This is a genomic window from Sporosarcina sp. NPDC096371, from assembly GCF_044762865.1.
Lineage (GTDB): Bacteria > Bacillota > Bacilli > Bacillales_A > Planococcaceae > Sporosarcina.
This window is the reverse complement of the sequence record NZ_JBIWFE010000001.1, coordinates 61,932-79,496: the sequence shown is the minus strand read 5'-3', so window position 1 is coordinate 79,496 and position 17,565 is coordinate 61,932. Positions and strand designations below refer to the sequence as shown.

Below are 17,565 nucleotides of genomic sequence, written 5' to 3'. Positions count from 1 at the left end.
AGATTCCTCTTTGCGCGCGGGAGATTCCTCTTTGCGCGCGGGAGATTCCTCTTTGCGCGCGGGAGATTCCTCTTTGCGCGCGGGAGACTCCTCTTTGTGCGCGGGAGATTCCTCTTTGCGCGCGGGAGATTCCTCTTTGCGCGCGGGAGATTCCTCTTTGCGCGCGGGAGATTCCTCTTTGCGCGCGGGAGATTCCTCTTTGCGCACGGGAGATTCCTCTTTGCGCGCGGGAGATTCCTCTTTGCGCGCGGGAGATTCCTCTTTGTGCGGAGCCAAATTCATCATAAAAAAGAAGCCTGACATATGTCAGGCCCCATCACTCATCAATAAATCAGCTGTAAAAATTCTTCTTTTGTAATACCACCAAGATAAGTTGGAATATCAATAGTAGCCAATGCGTCGCTCATTGACTGACGATCATACTGAACTCCCGTTAAGCTTTCTTCGATCACGGCAACTTCGCCGACGCCGAAGAAATCGCCGAAAATATTCACATTCTCAATCATGCCTTTCGTGACATCCAGATGGACATCGATCCCCCCTACCGGGAAACGATGAGAATGTTGCATATTGAATTTTGGTGATTTGCCGTAATTCCAATCCCAGTTCGCATAGCGTTCCTTGGATAATGCACGAATCTTGGTCCAATCGTCATCCGTCAACTCCATATACTGTATCTTTTCTTCGCCGCCGAAGATTGATGTCAATAGCTGCAACCTGAACTGTTCAATTGTCATGGGCTCGTTCAGGAATTCTGTAATGTTAGCCACTCGGCTACGAATAGATTTGATACCCTTGGATTCAATTTTGTCTTTCCGTACTTTCAGCGCTGAAACCACTCGCTCAATTTCCGTGTCAAACATCAGCGTTCCATGGCTGAACATGCGGCCATTCGTTGAAAACTGTGCATTCCCAGAAATTTTACGTCCCTCAACCAAAATATCATTACGTCCGAGAAGTTCTGCTTTCACACCTAATTCAGCTAACGCTTGAACGACCGGTTCCGTAAACTTCTTAAAATTCCGGAATGACTCCCCATCGTCTTTCGTGATAAAGCTAAAATTCAAATTGCCATGGTCATGATAGACAGCGCCGCCACCAGATAGACGTCGAACCACATGAATGCCATTGACATCCACATAATCTGTATCAATCTCCTCCACCGTGTTCTGATTTTTTCCGATGATGATGGATGGTTCGTTGATATAGAACAGCAAAAATGAATCTTTGTCGATGTCCATATTCTTCAGCGCATACTCCTCGATTGCGAGGTTGATGCGCGGGTCAGTAATCCCTTTATTATCAATGAAATACATGCAAATCGCTCCCTATTTAAATAGACTCTCGTTTATTTTATCTGAAAAGTGGTGAAATGTGTTGACATTTGATCCTCTGTTATAATACACTGATAATTACAAATGCAGTACTAGTACAAACTGAAAGGGGAGAATGAATCTTGATCGAAAACGTCATCGAGTTTTTCAAAAACCTACCTGCCAAAGTCTGTACGTCTTGTGGTAATGAAATTGAAGAACAGCATGAATGCTACGGCAACAAATGCGATTCTTGCAATATAGTGTGATTTTTTTTACAACACCTGTACTATTACAAGTTGTCCAATTGTATATTAGTACTAATACAACCTAAAAGGGGAGAATGAATGATGCTTGAAAACGTCATCGAGTTTTTTAAAAACCTGCCTGCTAAAGTTTGTACGTCTTGTGGAAAAGAAATTGAAGAGCAGCATGAGTGCTACGGCAACAAATGCGATTCTTGTAATATTCTCTAATAAACCAAAACAGCCGTGGAGATCATCCCCCTACGGCTGTTTTTTTTTACATTCAATCCAATATTACTCGGCATATATCTATGCAGTTTTCGAAAGTAGGCTAACCCAATTTAGTTAAAACAGATCATCCATGATCTCTTTCACTGCCGCTTTCCCTTGGTCGATACAATCGGGCAACCCGACACCGTTATAAGAAGCGCCTGCTAGCTTCACCTGCGGAAACTTCGCTTGCAGTTCCATACGTGCCGCCTCAATACGTTGTTTGTGCCCGACACGATACTGCGGTCTATCTTTTTTCCACCTGGTCACTACTGTGAAATCTGGATTGCCTTTGATCGTCATGATTTTCCCTAGATCAGCAAGAACGATTTTTTCAATTTCAGCGTCTGGCAAATCAACAATCGCCTCATCACCCACTCGCCCTACAAATGCACGAATTAGCACTTTTCCTTCTGGCGTTGATGTAGGCCACTTACGATGTGTCCACGTACAGGCTGTAATCGAAAAATCACTTCTTCTCGAAACGAGAAAACCCGTTCCTTCTTTGTCCTGCACGACAGAGGCTTCAGGAAATGCGAGCGCAATTGTGGCCACAGAAGTGGTTGGAATTTGCCCTAAGTCCTGTAGCAGACCATGCGGTGCAAATAAACGACTTGCCATCTCATGACCTGTCGTCAAAATGACAGCATCCGCTTCGATTTTCCGTCCATCATTCAACCCAACGATGGTCTTATCCCCCTGAGAGACAATCGACTCGGTGCGAACACCTGTTATGACAGATCCTGGTTCCAGTTGTTGCTCGATTGCATCTACTAACGTGTCAAGCCCGTTGCGGAATGTATGGAAGACGCCTTCCTTCTTCGCGCTATGGCTGTTTTTCTGTGGCAATTGTTTAGGCGTAGTCTTTTTCATCCCCAAAATAAGGCTGCGATGTTTCTTTTCCACTTCGTAAAACTGCGGAAACGTCGATTGCAAGCTCATATGATCGATATCCCCAGCGTAAACCCCTGATAGAAGCGGTTCGATCAAATTTTCAACGATTTCCCCGCCAAACCGCCTACGGAAAAAGCCACCCAGTGATTGGTCGCCCTTCACATCAGATCGCGGAAGAATGAAATCCCCCGCTGCACGTATTTTTCCCGCCCACGAAAATAATCCTGACTTCAGGAATGGGCTTACTTCTGTAGGAACGCCCATCACAGAACCACCGGGAATCGGATGGAGCGTACCGTCGACATATACATAGGCTTGTCCGGTTGCATTTTTCACAAGTTGTCCTTCAATACCCAGCTCTTCTGCCAGCAGACCCACACTTTTTTTGCGAATTAAAAATGAATCCGGACCACGCTCGATGACAAAACCATCACGCCGCACCGTTTGGATCTTACCACCCAGACGGTTCGACGCTTCAACAAGAATCACATCGAGTGGAAGTCCTTTTTCACGCGCTTCTTTTTGCATATAAAACGCCGCGGAGAGACCTGTAATCCCTCCCCCGACGATGACGACTTTTTTGTTTTGTTCAGTCATAGTCCATCATCACTTTCCATCGATAGTATTAGTCTTGCTTCATTTTATCAAACACCGCATCCACCATTGCATCGACAAATAGCGGATTGACGTTCGGCATCTCCGGACGATAATAAGAAGCTCCGATGTCATCACAAACAACTTTACATTCATAATCATTGTCGTACAGCACTTCAAGATGATCGGAAACGAATCCAACTGGCGTGTAAACAAATGTATGATAGCTTTTGTTCGTATACAAACTACGAGTCAAATCCTGAACATCTGGCCCGAGCCACGGTTCAGGTGTCTGCCCTTCACTTTGCCAGCCAACTTCATAGTTGTCCACACCAGCTGCAGCGGCGATTAAATCAGCTGTTTCTTTCAACTGGTCCGCATAAGGATCACCATTTGCCAAAATCTTTTCAGGCAATGAATGCGCTGAAACAATCAGACATGCAGCCGCGCGCTCTTCCTCACTCATACTTTCGAACGTTCCACGTACTTTGCCCGCCCAATAGTCGATAAACTTCGGCTGTTTGTACCAACTTTCAACTGATGTAACGGTCATGCCAAGCTTGTCCGCTTCTTCTTGCACGCGTCCATTATACGACTTGACGGAAAACGTTGAAAAGTGTGGGGCTAGTACGATAGAAACGGCTTCTTTAATGCCATCTGCATGCATTTTCTCTACCGCGTCTTCAATAAACGGCGCAATATGCTTTAAACCGATATAGACTTTAAATTCAATGTCATCCTGCACTTCATTCAAACGATTGCAAAGCGCATCCGCTTGGTCTTCCGTAATTTTAGCGAGTGGAGAGATTCCACCGATTGCCGCGTAGCGATTACGGAGATCCTCCAATTGTTCCGGTGCTGGCGGACGGCCGTGGCGGATATGCGTGTAATACGATTCAATATCCTCTTCCTTATTCGGCGTTCCGTACGCCATGACTAAAAGTCCCATTGTTTTTTTCGTCATCACATTCACCTCTTTGTTGGGTTCAGTGCGTCATTTACGCAACTGTGCACTATAACTATGAATCAATTCAGTAAGCTTTTTCAATGTAGCAGGTTTTACATCTGGGAATACGCCATGACCCAAGTTGAAGATATGATTTCCATGCTCTACACCTTGCTCGATGATCACTTTTGCACGTTCTTCGATAATGTTCCAATCTGCTAACAGCAGCGATGGGTCAAGATTACCTTGTAACGGTTTTGTCATGCCTCGCTCGCCAGCTTCTTTGATGGACAAGCGCCAATCTAGACCCACAACGTCTACCGGCAAATCATGCCATTCATTCGCCAAGTGGCTTGCGCCGACGCCGAATGTAATAAGTGGCACATTCAATTTACGTAGTTCTGTAAAAATGCGCGTCATGACAGGTTTGATGAAGATACGGTAATCCGCAACATTCAACGCCCCTACCCACGAATCAAAGATTTGAATCGCTTTCGCACCTGCTGCAACTTGTGCAGTAATGTACGTAATCGTCATATCCGCCAGTTTATCCATCAAGGCAAACCACGCTTCTGGTTCTGATACCATGAACGACTTCGTTAAGTTATAGCTTTTCGAAGGACCGCCTTCAATCATATAGCTCGCAAGTGTAAACGGTGCACCCGCAAAACCGATAAGCGGAACAGTCAATTGCTCCCGTGTCAGCATTTTAATCGTATCGAGTACAAACGGAATGTCATCCTCTGGTGATAAATCGCCAAGATTATGGACATCTTGAACAGTACGGATTGGGTTTGAGATAACCGGACCCACCCCAGCCTTGATCTTCACATCAACGCCAAGTCCTGGTAAAGGCGTTACAATATCTTTATATAAAATAGCCGCATCAACGTTATACTGGTCAACTGGCAGCTTGGTCACATAAGCGCAAAGTTCAGGCTGATGCGTGATTTCTTCCAATGAGTATTTCTCTTTTATTTTCAAATATTCAGGCTGCGAACGTCCCGCCTGTCTCATGTACCAGACTGGTGTATGTTCAATCTTTTCGCCCCGTGCTGCGCGGAGTAGTGTATCGTTAAATTGTGTCATATTATCTATTCCCACCTTCATTTATAATGGCAGTTCCGTGTTCCTATCCGTACTCAAATATAGACGTTTCGCTATGCAAAGTATAGTGTTTAGCCCCTCTTGTCATAAAGTTGTGCGTCTTTATCGATTAATCGCCATTATTTGTTTTAATCGCCCAAATCGGGGAAGATATATAGAAGAAGAATTTAAGGAGGTTTTCGGACATGAATATTTTTATAACATCTGGAACACCAGGTTTTATGGAGCAGTTAAGAGAGAAGCATGCAAAAGAAATGATGGTTGTCATGCACGCCGGAAATGATTCCTTATTGGTGCATGAAACGAACGGCGAAACCGTTTTCCAAACACCACGTCGCTATGAAGTCATCGCCTCTTCGGGCACGCTTAAAGAGGAGGGTTATTTTGTGCTTAATCATATTCCCGTTACGGATGAAGGCCGCCCTATATTTGAACATAGCTTTAAGGAGCAATTGCCGACGATTACTGAAGCACTCGGATTCACCGCTTTTCGCCTGCTACGCCCCCTTCAGTCAGACGCCTATATTGTCATGACGGAGTGGTCCACTAGTACGTATTTTGACATGTGGAAAAATTCTTCTTCTTTTCATGATGCACATTTAACGAATCCTTCAGACGCGGGCGTTGACCGTACACTCCATCTTTTTACGGAAGCAGCTTTTGAGACAACTTATATTGCCCAGACAAAAGAGACCGACGCATAACCATTGCCATTGGTCGATTGCTCCCTTTCGGATGTTTGTTATAATAGTAGAAATAACTTGTTTGAAAGGGGCAGTCCATTGAAAAATCAGTTGTTCGAAAAGTTAGATAGTGCGTTTGAAGACATGGTCATCATCCGCCGTCACCTTCATATGCATCCCGAATTATCTTTTAAGGAAGAACAAACCGCACAATATATCTATGATTTCTATGCAAATCTTGGCATTGACGTACAAAATGGTGTAGGTGGTAACGGCGTCGTTGCACGCGTAAAAGGCGGAAGACCCGGTAAAACAGTTGCATTGCGCGCTGATTTTGATGCTTTGCCTATCCAAGATGAAAAAGATGTACCGTACAAATCCACGGTGCCTGGTGTCATGCACGCATGTGGTCATGACGGACATACAGCTACGTTACTCCAAGTGGCAAAAGCGATTCACGAATTACAAGAAGATCTTGCCGGCGAATATGTTTTCATCCACCAACATGCGGAGGAATATGCTCCAGGTGGCGCCATTTCAATGATTGAAGCGGGTTGCCTAGATGGTGTCGATGTTATTTTTGGCACCCACCTCTGGTCGTTGACGCCTTCTGGAACCATCGAATATTTAACGGGGCCTGTCATGGCGGCAGCTGATCGTTTTACAATTACCATTCAAGGCGCTGGTGGTCATGGCGCAGCTCCCCATCAGACGAAGGATGCCATCGTTATCGGCGCACAGCTCGTCATGAATTTACAGCAACTTGTTTCCCGTCGTGTTAATCCCATTGATTCTGCCGTCTTATCTATCGGTTCATTTGTCGCTGAAAACGCCTTCAATATCATAGCCGATTCTGCGAGGCTCAGTGGGACCGTTCGCTCATTTGATCCAAAGGTGCGCGATTTGATGGAACTTGAGATGAAACGCGTTGTGGACGGCACGGCACTGGCGAATAACTGTACCATCGATTTCACATTTGAACGTGGGTATCCAGCCGTCGTCAACCATGCCACAGAAACTGAATTTTTGAAGACGGTAGCGGAAAGTGTTCCAGGTGCTCAATCTGTTGTGGAATCCACTCCGCAAATGGGCGGCGAGGATTTTGCCTATTACCTTGAAAAAGTACCAGGAACCTTTTTCTTCACGGGTGCCAAACCTGCGGATCCCTACCCGCATCATCACCCAAAATTCGACTTCGATGAAAGCGCCATGCTTCTCGCAGCAAAGACTTTAGGCGCCGCTGCGATTGATTATCAAGAATAATAACGACCAGCCTTCCCTCGTCAACTGAGTGGAAGGTTTTTTTATGGCCTATTATCCGCCGTCTGGTGTTAACCAGCACAAAGCATGTAGTTTACCTATGTTACACCAGGTAATTTCGTACACATTTTTCACTTTTAGTAATTGTGTAATTAGACTTATCATATGTAATTTATTTACAATATAATAGGTTTTACGATTTTGAAGTATATATAGTTACAAATGTTCAGAAAAGGGTTGCATTTATAATTTTCTGATTTATAATAATAATTAGATGTTTTAAATATTAGGAGGGATTCAATTGAAAAGACAAAAACAGACGTCAAATTACATCATCTCATTCGACACATTTATGTTGCAGCCTATCGTTACAGGTAACACATTATCAACGCTTGTTGTTGAACGTAATGGAGAATTGCGTGTGTCAAAAAAGCCTATCCACATCGTGAAAAGTTCTTGTGATTATTATGGCGGGTCTTTGCGTGGTTCCACCAATGCAGCAAAACTAGCTCTTGGGAACCGTCATAAGACACCGATTATCGTGGCACATGATTTCGGGATACCTTATATCTTTTTACCTACCATGTCACCAAACTCTGAACATAATACCTGGATTTCATATAATGCGATTGATCATATCGTGCCTGACAATATGGGCAGTATTATCTTTTTGGAAAATAACCGTACTTTCAAGTTAAATGTTTCAGCTACAACGATGTACCGCCAATTTTCATTCGCTAAACTTTTAGAAAAGAATTTTTTACATAAGCAAAGACAGTTAAACAGACCGTCTTCTTTTGGAGGCTTCAACCAGTTCGAAGAGGAATGATTCATTTTATCCAATGAGGATTTAGCTCCCATTGGATAAGGTAACCATCGGTGGATGTCGCAGACCTTTCCAGGAAGCCCTAGACCTGCCAAATGCAACGCAGTTAGCCGTTGTCGCCAAGAATGCAACAACGGCTAACTTCTTTAGTGGATCTAGACGCAATACAACTCGGTGGCATGCTTAGTTATCCAGCCATCGCAAAGTAAACACTCAACAGCTCTTCGGTTCTATTTCGCAAGCGAACGTTCAAATAACGCCGGTGTTCTTCGTAGCCACCGTGCAAGAAAATATATTCGGTAAATGTATCATCAGTCTCGCCACGTAGCATGTTCATATTATGGCGTCGTAAATAGATGTTTGTCGCCTTCAACTCAGCACGTACAAGCTTGGTTGCTTCATCGACGAGTTTAACGTAAGGTCCTTTCAACTTGAAAGGACTTTTTTCAAATACATTTCGATCCCGTTCCAAAATGGTGATAAGCATCGGCAAATAAATCATATTCTCAAAGTGTGACAATGCCTCTGCGGAAATTAAAGGCATTTAAGCCCCTCCCCTCTAAAAGAACACTAGTTCGTATTTTTATTATATGCCCCTACCTCGTAATTATCAACCAACAAATTAAGGAATTTGATTACGTGAAATCTAGACAAAAAAACTCCCAGCCACGATCGCTAGGAGTCTGACATTATTTATTTTTTTGCCTCATCACCAAGATAATGCACGGCTGAAACTTTCCATTCGCCATCATCCTTCGTAAAAACAGTTACCTGTCTGCCACTTGGATTCGTTTCAAGTCCACTCGACAATTGTTTCATTTTAGTCTGTAAATTTGCAAATACTTGTGCTTCGTTCTCACTGTATGTCACAACCGTTACATCCGAAACTTCACGAGTAACATCATATTCCTCAAATGTCTGCTCCAAATAAGAACGCTCTTCTACTTTATCGAAACTCCCCGATTGATCTGACAAGATGTCAAAATAACCATCAATATCCTTGTTATTTAATCGATCAATATACGAAGTAAATACGGCTAAAATTTTCTCTTTTTCACCTACCGGTACATTCGCAGCCTCTTCAATTGAGCCATCCGACAGGTTAAAGCCTACTTTTTTCTCATCCACCCCATGATCGATTGTACCAAAACCAGGTGTCGCTTCACCATCAGTAGCAGAGCCCCCATTGGAAGCGCCCCCCTCATCCTTACTGCACGCACCTAGTAGCAATAACATTGACATCATCGAAAAAACAACTATTTTCTTCATTTTTTTCCTCCTCTAGAAATGCGCAGGCCGCCTGCCAGACGCGACAAGTAGGAAGGATAGAGTTCAATCCTTCCCTGAAGGATGAATTTCAATCCTTCCCTACTGGCCGACTAATTTCGCCATGTCCTGTGGTAACGTTGGCACGAGTACGTCCTGTACGTCGGAAGACTCGAAGACAATTGCGCCCTTTGCCTTTATCAGCAAGGAGGAGAGATGTACTTCAATCCCTCCCTACTGAAGCGACTCGAGCGACTAGCGCCCGGAGTCTAGACACTGACCTATATATGTTGAACTTATGATTCTCACCTAATCTCCAGCGAAGGCGCCTTACTGGGGTAGCCGAAGCGATAAGACTAAGGAGGGATGCAGTTCAATCCCTCCCCACTAGTGGTTTTCTAGCAGGCTTATCGCGGGAGGCATCCCCAAGCGTTGTAGATAGGATTCTTTCATTCAACATATATAAGTTAAAAAGCAATTATTTTCTGATCTTAACAGAATGAAAGGGCTCCTCCAAACGGAAAGCCCTCACTCATTATTTACTTTACTTCAACCCAACCATTTTTAATCGCTGTGACAACCGCTTGTGTTCGGTCATTAACAGCCATCTTCTGTAAAATGCTTGATACGTGGTTCTTGACCGTTTTCTCAGAGATAAACAACGTCTCCCCGATTGTGCGGTTACTTTGTCCATCCGTTAATAACTGCAACACTTCACACTCGCGTTTAGTGAGCAAGTGGAAAGGACGGCGGATATCATTTTGTTGGAAAGACCCTTTATGTTCACGTTCGCTCAAACGACGGAATTCGCTAACTAAATTATGTGTCACTTTCGGATGAAGGTACGAACCGCCCGATGCAACCACTTTAATGGCTTGGACAATTGCATCCGCATCCATTTCTTTCAGCATATAGCCTAGTGCCCCTGTTTTTAGTGCATGCGATACATACGATTCATCATCATGAATCGAGAGCATGATCACTTTTGCATTCGGAAAATCCGCAATCAGTTCTTCCGTCGCATCGACACCGTTCATACGCGGCATATTAATGTCCATTAGTACAACATCAGGCTCAAATTGTTCATAGAGTCCCTTCACTTCGCTGCCGTCATCCCCCTCGGCAACAACCTCAAACGAATCTTCAAAATCTAGAATACGTTTTACCCCTTCACGGAACAATTGGTGATCATCTACAATTAAAATTTTTGTCATCTGCATTTCCTCCCATTTATATCTAACCGGTAATTATTTCATTTCGTAATGGAAGCCGGAAATAAATTGTCGTTCCGTTTCCAATTGCCGAAGTAATTGTCATATCACCTTTTAGCAATTCTATACGCTCTCGCATCCCGATCAAGCCGAAAGACTTATCTTTCACTTCATTTTGATCGAATCCTCGCCCATTATCTTTGATGATAATATTCATTATATCGCGAAGCCATTCAATTTTCACCCAAATGTCCTTCGATTTTCCATGTTTAAGTGCATTTGATACTGATTCCTGCACCAGTCGGAAGACCGACACTTCAAAATCTGACAGAAAACGCTGCTCCTGCCCCGTATTTTGGAAGTGAATCTCAGCACCCTGTTCATATTCCTCAACCGTCGACAAATATTTCCGCAGTGTCGGAATCAACCCAAGATCATCAAGTGCCATCGGACGCAGATCATATATGATACGACGGACCTCATAAAGTGCCCCCCTTACCATCTCTTTAAGATCGGTAAGTTCCAGCAGGGCAAGTTCCGGCCCTTTTTCAGCAAACGTCTTTTCAATCAACCCAGAGCGAATCAACACATTCGCCAACATTTGCGCCGGTCCGTCATGAATATCACGAGAAATCCTTTTGCGCTCGTCTTCCTGCGCTTGAATAATGCGGATGCCGAACTCCTGCTTATGTCTCGCTGTTTCAAGTGCTTCTCCTACATCCTTCAAATCCATATTCAAATAGTTAATGACTGTAGTTACTTGACTGACAAGTTGATCTGCCTTTTTAATCGTCTCGAGGAGGGCCAGCAGGCGCCTATCCAATTCGTCCCGCCGAATACGTAACTGCTTCTCCTCCATCCGATTAATGGATAATCGAACAAGCAAATCATTCGCCACTTCATAAGCCTCTCTCACCTGAGTCTCTGAGTACTTCGTAAAATTCTTCGAAACATCAGCGAGACGTAGACGAGAACGTCGTGTCATATCTTCCAAGTAATCGCATTCTGTTATTGCCCGGGAAATATCTTCTTTGACTTCTGCCAACTCTTTTTCCATATCTTCAAAGCTTTTACGGCTCTGTTCACTTATAATAAAGATATCGTTCTTGGACTGATCCATTACACGGACCATACTATTAAAAATAGTATCCAGTGTTCGGATGTCAATCGCATTTTCCTTCATTTCATTCCCTCCTGGCAACAACTTGAAAATTATACAATAACTTGAGGAGTAGTGCAGGAATGACGATTTCCCTACACACTTCATTTAGTATATCATCATAGGACCCATTAAATATTATAATTGTATTACAATTGATGGAGGTGCCGCAAATGCGAGCAGATTATTATACAGTAAAAAATTATGGTGAAAATGAACTAGTCATCCAAAAGTCGAAATTCCTAACCTATGTGAAACGTGTAGAAACGGAGCAGGAGGCACTCGAATTTATTCAAGACATCAAAAAAAGACATCATACAGCAAGCCATAATTGCTCAGCTTATATGATTGGCGAACACGATAACATTCAAAAGGCGAATGACGACGGCGAACCGTCTGGAACAGCAGGCGTCCCCATGTTGGAAGTCTTAAAGAAACAGGGTCTTAAAGACACGGTTGTTGTCGTAACGCGCTATTTTGGCGGTATCAAGCTTGGCGGAGGTGGATTGATACGCGCATATGGGCGTGCCACTACAGAAGGTATCTCGTCTACGGGGGTCGTTTTACGAAAACAACATCTGTTAATGAAAGTATCCATCGACTATACCTGGCTGGGTAAAGTTGAAAACGAGGCAAGACAATCTCCCTACCCACTAAAAGAAATTACCTACGCAGATGGTGTAGATCTTTTTATGTACGTACCGGTCGCGGAATTAGACGAATTCACTAAATGGATGACTGAACTCACGAATGGCCAAGCCGAACTTTTATCATATTCTAGCGAATTTCTAGAATTCGACATTTGAAAAAGTATACGTTTTGCTAAGAAGATAGTATAATAAGAAAGGTTGTACTTTTTTGTCTAATGAATCCCCCTGTCATGTCTGTAATAAATGATAATTTTCTGTCACTTATATGATTAGCTATGGAAAAATTGTTACATAGCCAGTTCGGAGGAACTTTGAATGAAAAGAAAAGACTTTAAAAAACGAAAAAAATCATCTAATAAACGCTTAGTCATTAAGGTTTTAATTCTTCTTACATTTTCTCTATTTGTTGCTGTTGTCGCCTACGGTGCATCTTTACAGAAAAAAGCTTCCAATGCGGCGGATCAAGCATACGAGGCCATCCCCAATAGGATCAAACCTGCGGAACGCGAAACAAAAGTCGAACCCGCGAATGATAATGTTTCCATCCTATTCATTGGCGTAGATGACAGCGAAGAACGCCATCAAGGTGATGGTAATAGTCGATCAGATGCATTACTTTTCGCTACGCTAAATAAAAAAAGTAAATCAGTAAAACTAGTAAGTATTCCGCGAGATTCCTACGTATACATTCCGAAAGTAGGATACAAAGATAAAATTACGCATGCTCATGCATTTGGTGGAACAGGAGCGACGGTTGATGCCGTTGAGGAATTATTTGATATACCCGTAGATTACTATGTAAAAATGAATTTCAACGCTTTCATTGATGTCGTTGATGCTCTTGGTGGAATCGAAGCAGAGGTCCCATACAACCGAACTGAAAAAGACGAGAACGACAAATACACGATTCACCTTAAAAAGGGACTTCAACATTTAGACGGCAAACACGCTCTGGCACTTGCTCGGACGCGTAAACTCGATACAGACGTTGAGCGCGGTAAACGTCAACAAATGATTTTACAGGCCATTATGAAACAGGCTGTCTCCGTTAAGTCCGTCACCAAGTATGGTGACGTGATCGAAGCTGTTGGTGACAACATGAAGACTGATATGACGTTCGATGAAATGAAATCCTTCTTGGATTATGCCAAAGGCGGCCTACCGCAAGTCGACACCATTAGCTTGAATGGCTATGACGATATGTCAACAGGCGTTTACTATTGGAAACTCGATGAATCAGATTTAAGCGAAGTACAGCAGCTATTACAATCGCATCTCGGTGTTATTCCAGACTCTTCCAACCTAACTGACAGGGGTTCACAGATCGTCGGCTCAGCAGACGAAGCCTCGGAACCCCCCTACGATAATTAATAAGAAAATGCTAGGCGAAAATTTCGCCTAGCATTTTTTAAATTGTTTACATAAAATATAAAAAATCCGGCCATACTACCAGAATGGAGCAAGGTAGATAACCGGATTTTTTATATTATTTTCCAATCAATCGCAAGATATTCAGCAATGGTCGGTAGTTCTTACCTGCAAGACCAATTACTTCAACGAACAACTCAATTGCGATGAGCATAACAATAATGAGTAAGATGGCTCCCCATACTGTCGCTTGTGAAAAGAGGATTGCTGCAACACCGAATAGAATAGCCAACCCATAAATAACTAAAACCGTTTGTCGATGAGAAAAGCCAACGCGTAGCAGACAATGATGTAAATGTGATTTGTCTGGTGCCATAATCGGTTGTTTCGTACGAATACGACGAACAATTGCAAAGAATGTATCAGAAATTGGAACACCCAGCAAAATTATTGGGATAATAAGTGACACAACAGTGACATTTTTAAATCCTAATAACGCCAAGACCGAAATCATAAACCCAAGGAACAATGATCCCGTATCACCCATAAAAATTTTCGCTGGATGGAAGTTGAAAAACAGGAAGCCCAGCGAACTTGCTGCAAGTATTGCTGCCATAGCGGCAACGAAAACATTGCCCATAATCAATGCCATGACTGTCATGGTAATCAGTGCAATTGTGGAAACACCAGCAGCCAAGCCATCCAAGCCATCAATCAGGTTGATAGCATTCGTAATGCCGATGATCCAAATAATTGTGATAGGAATACTCCAATATCCAAAATCCAATTGACCGATAAACGGTAAAGTAATAAATTCGATTTGTAAACCGCCCCAAGTAACAACGACAAGTGCCGCAGTCAATTGACCGGCAAGTTTTATTTTTGCAGTGATTTCAAGCATATCATCTAAGAAACCTGTCACAATGATAATGAGGGCACCGATGATAATCGCAGTTTCATTTACGTTGTTATCTTCCGGTAGTAAAATAAAATAACCAATCAAAAACGCTCCAAATATGGCAAGTCCGCCAATACGCGGCATGACGGATGCATGTACTTTCCGGTAGTTTGGACGATCAACCGCTCCGATTCGGAATGCTAATTTTATAACGAGCGGAGTCAATATTATGGAGGCTACAAAAGCAGCAGCCATTGCAAGGAATAACATGTCCTTCCTCCCTAAGTAAATCATTAATTTATCAAATCAACAGTATTATAGCATGTACGAGATAAAAAAGCATACTACTAGATAACTTATTTCCTTTTTACTACCTTCTTCCCCCTATCTTTCCCTCTTCCCCTTCACCCTATCCTTCCTTATATATCTAGATATTGGCTTAAGGTAGTCAATTACCAATCTTTTTGATAAAATAAGGACGTGTCCTTAAAAGGGATAGAAAAAGGAGCGTTCATTCATGTTATCGATATTCAAACGTTCAAATCAAACGAGCGAAAGACAACTTCGAAAATATCGGAAGCTTGTCAAACAAATAAATAATTTGGAGTCCACATACGAAGTGATGTCGGACGAACAACTTGCAAATATGACAGAGATATTTAAAGATCGACTCCAGTCAGGTGAGTCGATTCAATCCATCACACTAGATGCTTTCGCTGTAGTTCGTGAAGCATCGAAAAGAATACTAGGCATGCGTCATTTTGACGTACAGCTAATCGGTGGGCTTGTTTTAACAGAAGGTAACATTGCGGAAATGCCAACTGGCGAAGGGAAAACACTTGTCGCATCACTTCCCTCATATGTACGTGCACTCGAAGGAAAAGGCGTCCACGTGATTACAGTGAACGACTACCTTGCGAAACGTGACTATGATCAAATTGGACAAATCCATCGTTTCCTCGGTCTGACAGTTGGGTTAAACATACCCATGATGCAGGGTCCAGAAAAGCAAGAGGCGTATAATGCCGATATTACATACGGAGTCGGAACCGAATTTGGTTTTGATTATTTACGCGATAATATGGCCCATCACGTGGCACAAAAAGTCCAACGGCCGTACCATTTCGCAATTGTCGATGAAGTCGATAGTATTCTTGTCGACGAAGCAAAAACACCGCTCATCGTAGCTGGTAAGATGCAAGCGGACGCGGATCTTCATCATATAGCTGCACGTCTTGCAAAACGTTTTAAAAAAGGTGTCGATTTCGATTTTGATGATGAAACAAAAGCCACTTCACTGACCGATGCAGGTATCGAAAAAGTTGAAAAAGCGTTTGGTATCGACAACTTATACGAATTAGAACATCAGACCCTCTATCATTACATGATTCAGGCAGTACGGGCATACGTCATTTTCGAACGTGACGTAGATTATATTGTACGAGATGAGAAGATTGAGCTTGTGGACATGTTCACAGGGCGTATCATGGAAGGACGTACACTTTCCGACGGCCTTCATCAAGCCATCGAAGCAAAAGAAGGAATTCCCATCACTGATGAGAACAAAGCACAAGCGCAAATTACAATCCAAAACTATTTCCGCATGTATCCAAAGCTTTGCGGAATGACAGGTACGGCAAAAACGCAGGAAAAAGAATTCAAAGAAGTGTACGGAATGACTGTTGTCCAAATTCCGACAAACCGTCCACGCGCACGCATAGATTCTCCTGACCGCGTCTATGAAACCATCGATCAAAAGTATAAAGCGATGGCGAAAGAAGTCGCTGAACGTCATAAAACAGGACAACCTGTTCTCGTTGGGACGACATCTATTTTACAGTCAGAAAAAGTTGTCGAATACCTACAAGAATACAAACTAGACTTCAACTTACTGAACGCGAAAAGTGTCGAGCAAGAAGTCGAACTGATTTCTCAAGCCGGGCAACTTGGACATATCACGGTTGCGACAAACATGGCTGGACGTGGGACCGATATCGTACTTGGGGAAGGTGTCGAAGAGCGCGGTGGACTTTTCGTACTTGGTACAGAAAAACACGAAAGCCGCCGAGTCGACAATCAGCTTCGTGGCCGTTCGGGACGTCAAGGTGATCATGGCGAAAGCCGTTTCTTCTTGTCACTTGAAGATGATATGTTCAAACGCTTTGCCAAAGATGATCTTGAAAAGTTCTTGAAAAAAGTAACATCGGATGAAAATGGCCTCGTGCGTAATTCTGAGGTGGATGAACTGACGGAACGCACACAGCGTATTGTTGAAGGTGCCCACTACTCTATGCGCGAATACAACTTGAAGCTTGATGATGTCATCAACGATCAACGGGAGGTCGTCTATTCACTGCGCGACAAAGTGATTAAAGGCGAAAGTGTTCCTGAACAATTAAAAACAATGCTGAACGAGACAGTGGAATTCGTTGTCTACGATAGCTGCCCGGAAGAAGACTCATCGGACAACTGGGATTTCGACCGGATTGAAAGGACGATGAACAGCCTGCTGTTGGAACCTATATCCGTCCCACACACGCTTGAAAAGACATCCGATATTCTGAAACTTTATGAAATACCACTGGCTGATTTACTTGATTACATCGATTCATTTGCAGACAATGAACAGGTCAGTCAAATGATTCCACAAGTCATGTTGTCCCATATCGACAGCATGTGGGCCAAACATTTAGAAGTCATGACACGCCTTAAAGAAGGAATCGGATTGCGTTCCTACGGGCAGGAAGATCCAATGCGGATTTACCAGCGTGAAGGACTCGAGTTATTCGGTCGCCGTTATCAGAAGTTACGCCGCAATATTGCATCTGAAGTCATTGGCTTCATGAAGCTTATTACAGAACAACAGGGGGAATAA

General features: G+C 43.2%; 17 protein-coding genes and 1 pseudogene. 8 read left to right on the top strand and 10 right to left on the bottom strand.

What is annotated here, in order from left to right; all coding sequences use genetic code 11:
• Together ACIQ0H_RS00330 and lplA are read right to left on the bottom strand one after the other, a co-directional pair.
• Positions 1 to 303, bottom strand: a pseudogene (locus tag ACIQ0H_RS00330) (hypothetical protein); the annotation flags it as partial.
• 20 nt (positions 304 to 323) lie between these two features.
• Positions 324 to 1,316 (bottom strand): lipoate--protein ligase, encoded by a 993-nt coding sequence (lplA, locus tag ACIQ0H_RS00325; RefSeq protein ID WP_403409272.1) that lies wholly within the window; start codon positions 1,314 to 1,316, stop codon positions 324 to 326.
• Positions 1,317 to 1,456: 140 nt separating this feature from the next.
• On the opposite strand from lplA, the gene yhfH (ACIQ0H_RS00320) reads away from it, so the two are divergent.
• Together yhfH (ACIQ0H_RS00320) and yhfH (ACIQ0H_RS00315) are read left to right on the top strand one after the other, a co-directional pair.
• Complete coding sequence (yhfH, locus tag ACIQ0H_RS00320) at positions 1,457 to 1,582, top strand: protein YhfH (protein ID WP_340740133.1); 126 nt, start codon at positions 1,457 to 1,459, stop codon at positions 1,580 to 1,582.
• Between the two features lie 78 nt (positions 1,583 to 1,660).
• The gene (yhfH, locus tag ACIQ0H_RS00315; RefSeq protein WP_403409269.1) at positions 1,661 to 1,789 is read left to right on the top strand and encodes a protein YhfH; all 129 of its coding nucleotides are present in this window, start codon (positions 1,661 to 1,663) and stop codon (positions 1,787 to 1,789) included.
• A 114-nt stretch (positions 1,790 to 1,903) separates the two neighbouring features.
• Here the strand turns inward: yhfH (ACIQ0H_RS00315) and hemY are convergent, their stop codons facing one another.
• From hemY to hemE, 3 genes are read right to left on the bottom strand one after another with little or no spacing between them, the layout of a single operon-like run.
• Positions 1,904 to 3,319 (bottom strand): protoporphyrinogen oxidase, encoded by a 1,416-nt coding sequence (hemY, locus tag ACIQ0H_RS00310; protein ID WP_403409266.1) that lies wholly within the window; start codon positions 3,317 to 3,319, stop codon positions 1,904 to 1,906.
• Between the two features lie 28 nt (positions 3,320 to 3,347).
• A complete protein-coding gene (gene hemH / locus ACIQ0H_RS00305) occupies positions 3,348 to 4,280 on the bottom strand; it encodes a ferrochelatase (protein ID WP_403409263.1) in 933 nt (310 codons plus the stop codon).
• 30 nt (positions 4,281 to 4,310) lie between these two features.
• On the bottom strand, positions 4,311 to 5,351 hold the full coding sequence (gene hemE / locus ACIQ0H_RS00300) for a uroporphyrinogen decarboxylase (protein ID WP_403409260.1): 1,041 nt from the start codon (positions 5,349 to 5,351) through the stop codon (positions 4,311 to 4,313).
• A 203-nt stretch (positions 5,352 to 5,554) separates the two neighbouring features.
• Here hemE and ACIQ0H_RS00295 point away from each other — a divergent pair, with 203 nt between their 5' ends.
• The 3 genes from ACIQ0H_RS00295 to ACIQ0H_RS00285 all read left to right on the top strand — a co-directional run bounded on the left by ACIQ0H_RS00295 (position 5,555) and on the right by ACIQ0H_RS00285 (position 8,141).
• Positions 5,555 to 6,073: an antibiotic biosynthesis monooxygenase family protein gene (locus ACIQ0H_RS00295; protein WP_403409257.1), complete on the top strand. Its 519-nt coding sequence runs from the start codon at positions 5,555 to 5,557 to the stop codon at positions 6,071 to 6,073.
• Positions 6,074 to 6,151: 78 nt separating this feature from the next.
• Positions 6,152 to 7,315, top strand: coding sequence for a M20 family metallopeptidase (locus ACIQ0H_RS00290; RefSeq protein ID WP_403409254.1), 1,164 nt, complete (start codon positions 6,152 to 6,154; stop codon positions 7,313 to 7,315).
• A gap of 298 nt (positions 7,316 to 7,613) precedes the next feature.
• Positions 7,614 to 8,141: a competence protein ComK gene (locus tag ACIQ0H_RS00285; RefSeq protein ID WP_403409251.1), complete on the top strand. Its 528-nt coding sequence runs from the start codon at positions 7,614 to 7,616 to the stop codon at positions 8,139 to 8,141.
• 184 nt (positions 8,142 to 8,325) lie between these two features.
• On the opposite strand, the gene ACIQ0H_RS00280 is transcribed toward ACIQ0H_RS00285, so the two are convergent.
• The 4 genes from ACIQ0H_RS00280 to ACIQ0H_RS00265 all read right to left on the bottom strand — a co-directional run bounded on the left by ACIQ0H_RS00280 (position 8,326) and on the right by ACIQ0H_RS00265 (position 11,798).
• Positions 8,326 to 8,682: a YhjD family protein gene (locus ACIQ0H_RS00280; RefSeq protein ID WP_403409248.1), complete on the bottom strand. Its 357-nt coding sequence runs from the start codon at positions 8,680 to 8,682 to the stop codon at positions 8,326 to 8,328.
• 149 nt (positions 8,683 to 8,831) lie between these two features.
• Positions 8,832 to 9,407 (bottom strand): nuclear transport factor 2 family protein, encoded by a 576-nt coding sequence (locus ACIQ0H_RS00275; protein WP_403409245.1) that lies wholly within the window; start codon positions 9,405 to 9,407, stop codon positions 8,832 to 8,834.
• Positions 9,408 to 9,943: 536 nt separating this feature from the next.
• Entirely contained in the window at positions 9,944 to 10,618 is a 675-nt protein-coding gene (locus tag ACIQ0H_RS00270) for a response regulator (RefSeq protein WP_403409242.1), read from the bottom strand.
• 22 nt (positions 10,619 to 10,640) lie between these two features.
• Positions 10,641 to 11,798: a sensor histidine kinase gene (locus ACIQ0H_RS00265; RefSeq protein WP_403409239.1), complete on the bottom strand. Its 1,158-nt coding sequence runs from the start codon at positions 11,796 to 11,798 to the stop codon at positions 10,641 to 10,643.
• A gap of 149 nt (positions 11,799 to 11,947) precedes the next feature.
• Here ACIQ0H_RS00265 and ACIQ0H_RS00260 point away from each other — a divergent pair, with 149 nt between their 5' ends.
• On the top strand, positions 11,948 to 12,580 hold the full coding sequence (locus ACIQ0H_RS00260; protein ID WP_403409236.1) for a YigZ family protein: 633 nt from the start codon (positions 11,948 to 11,950) through the stop codon (positions 12,578 to 12,580).
• Between the two features lie 159 nt (positions 12,581 to 12,739).
• Positions 12,740 to 13,795, top strand: a complete 1,056-nt coding sequence (locus ACIQ0H_RS00255; protein ID WP_403409234.1) for an LCP family protein — start codon at positions 12,740 to 12,742, stop codon at positions 13,793 to 13,795.
• A gap of 115 nt (positions 13,796 to 13,910) precedes the next feature.
• Here ACIQ0H_RS00255 and ACIQ0H_RS00250 read toward each other — a convergent pair whose 3' ends face one another.
• Positions 13,911 to 14,960, bottom strand: coding sequence for a glycosyltransferase family 4 protein (locus tag ACIQ0H_RS00250; protein WP_403409231.1), 1,050 nt, complete (start codon positions 14,958 to 14,960; stop codon positions 13,911 to 13,913).
• A gap of 247 nt (positions 14,961 to 15,207) precedes the next feature.
• On the opposite strand from ACIQ0H_RS00250, the gene secA2 reads away from it, so the two are divergent.
• Complete coding sequence (gene secA2 / locus ACIQ0H_RS00245; protein WP_403409228.1) at positions 15,208 to 17,565, top strand: accessory Sec system translocase SecA2; 2,358 nt, start codon at positions 15,208 to 15,210, stop codon at positions 17,563 to 17,565.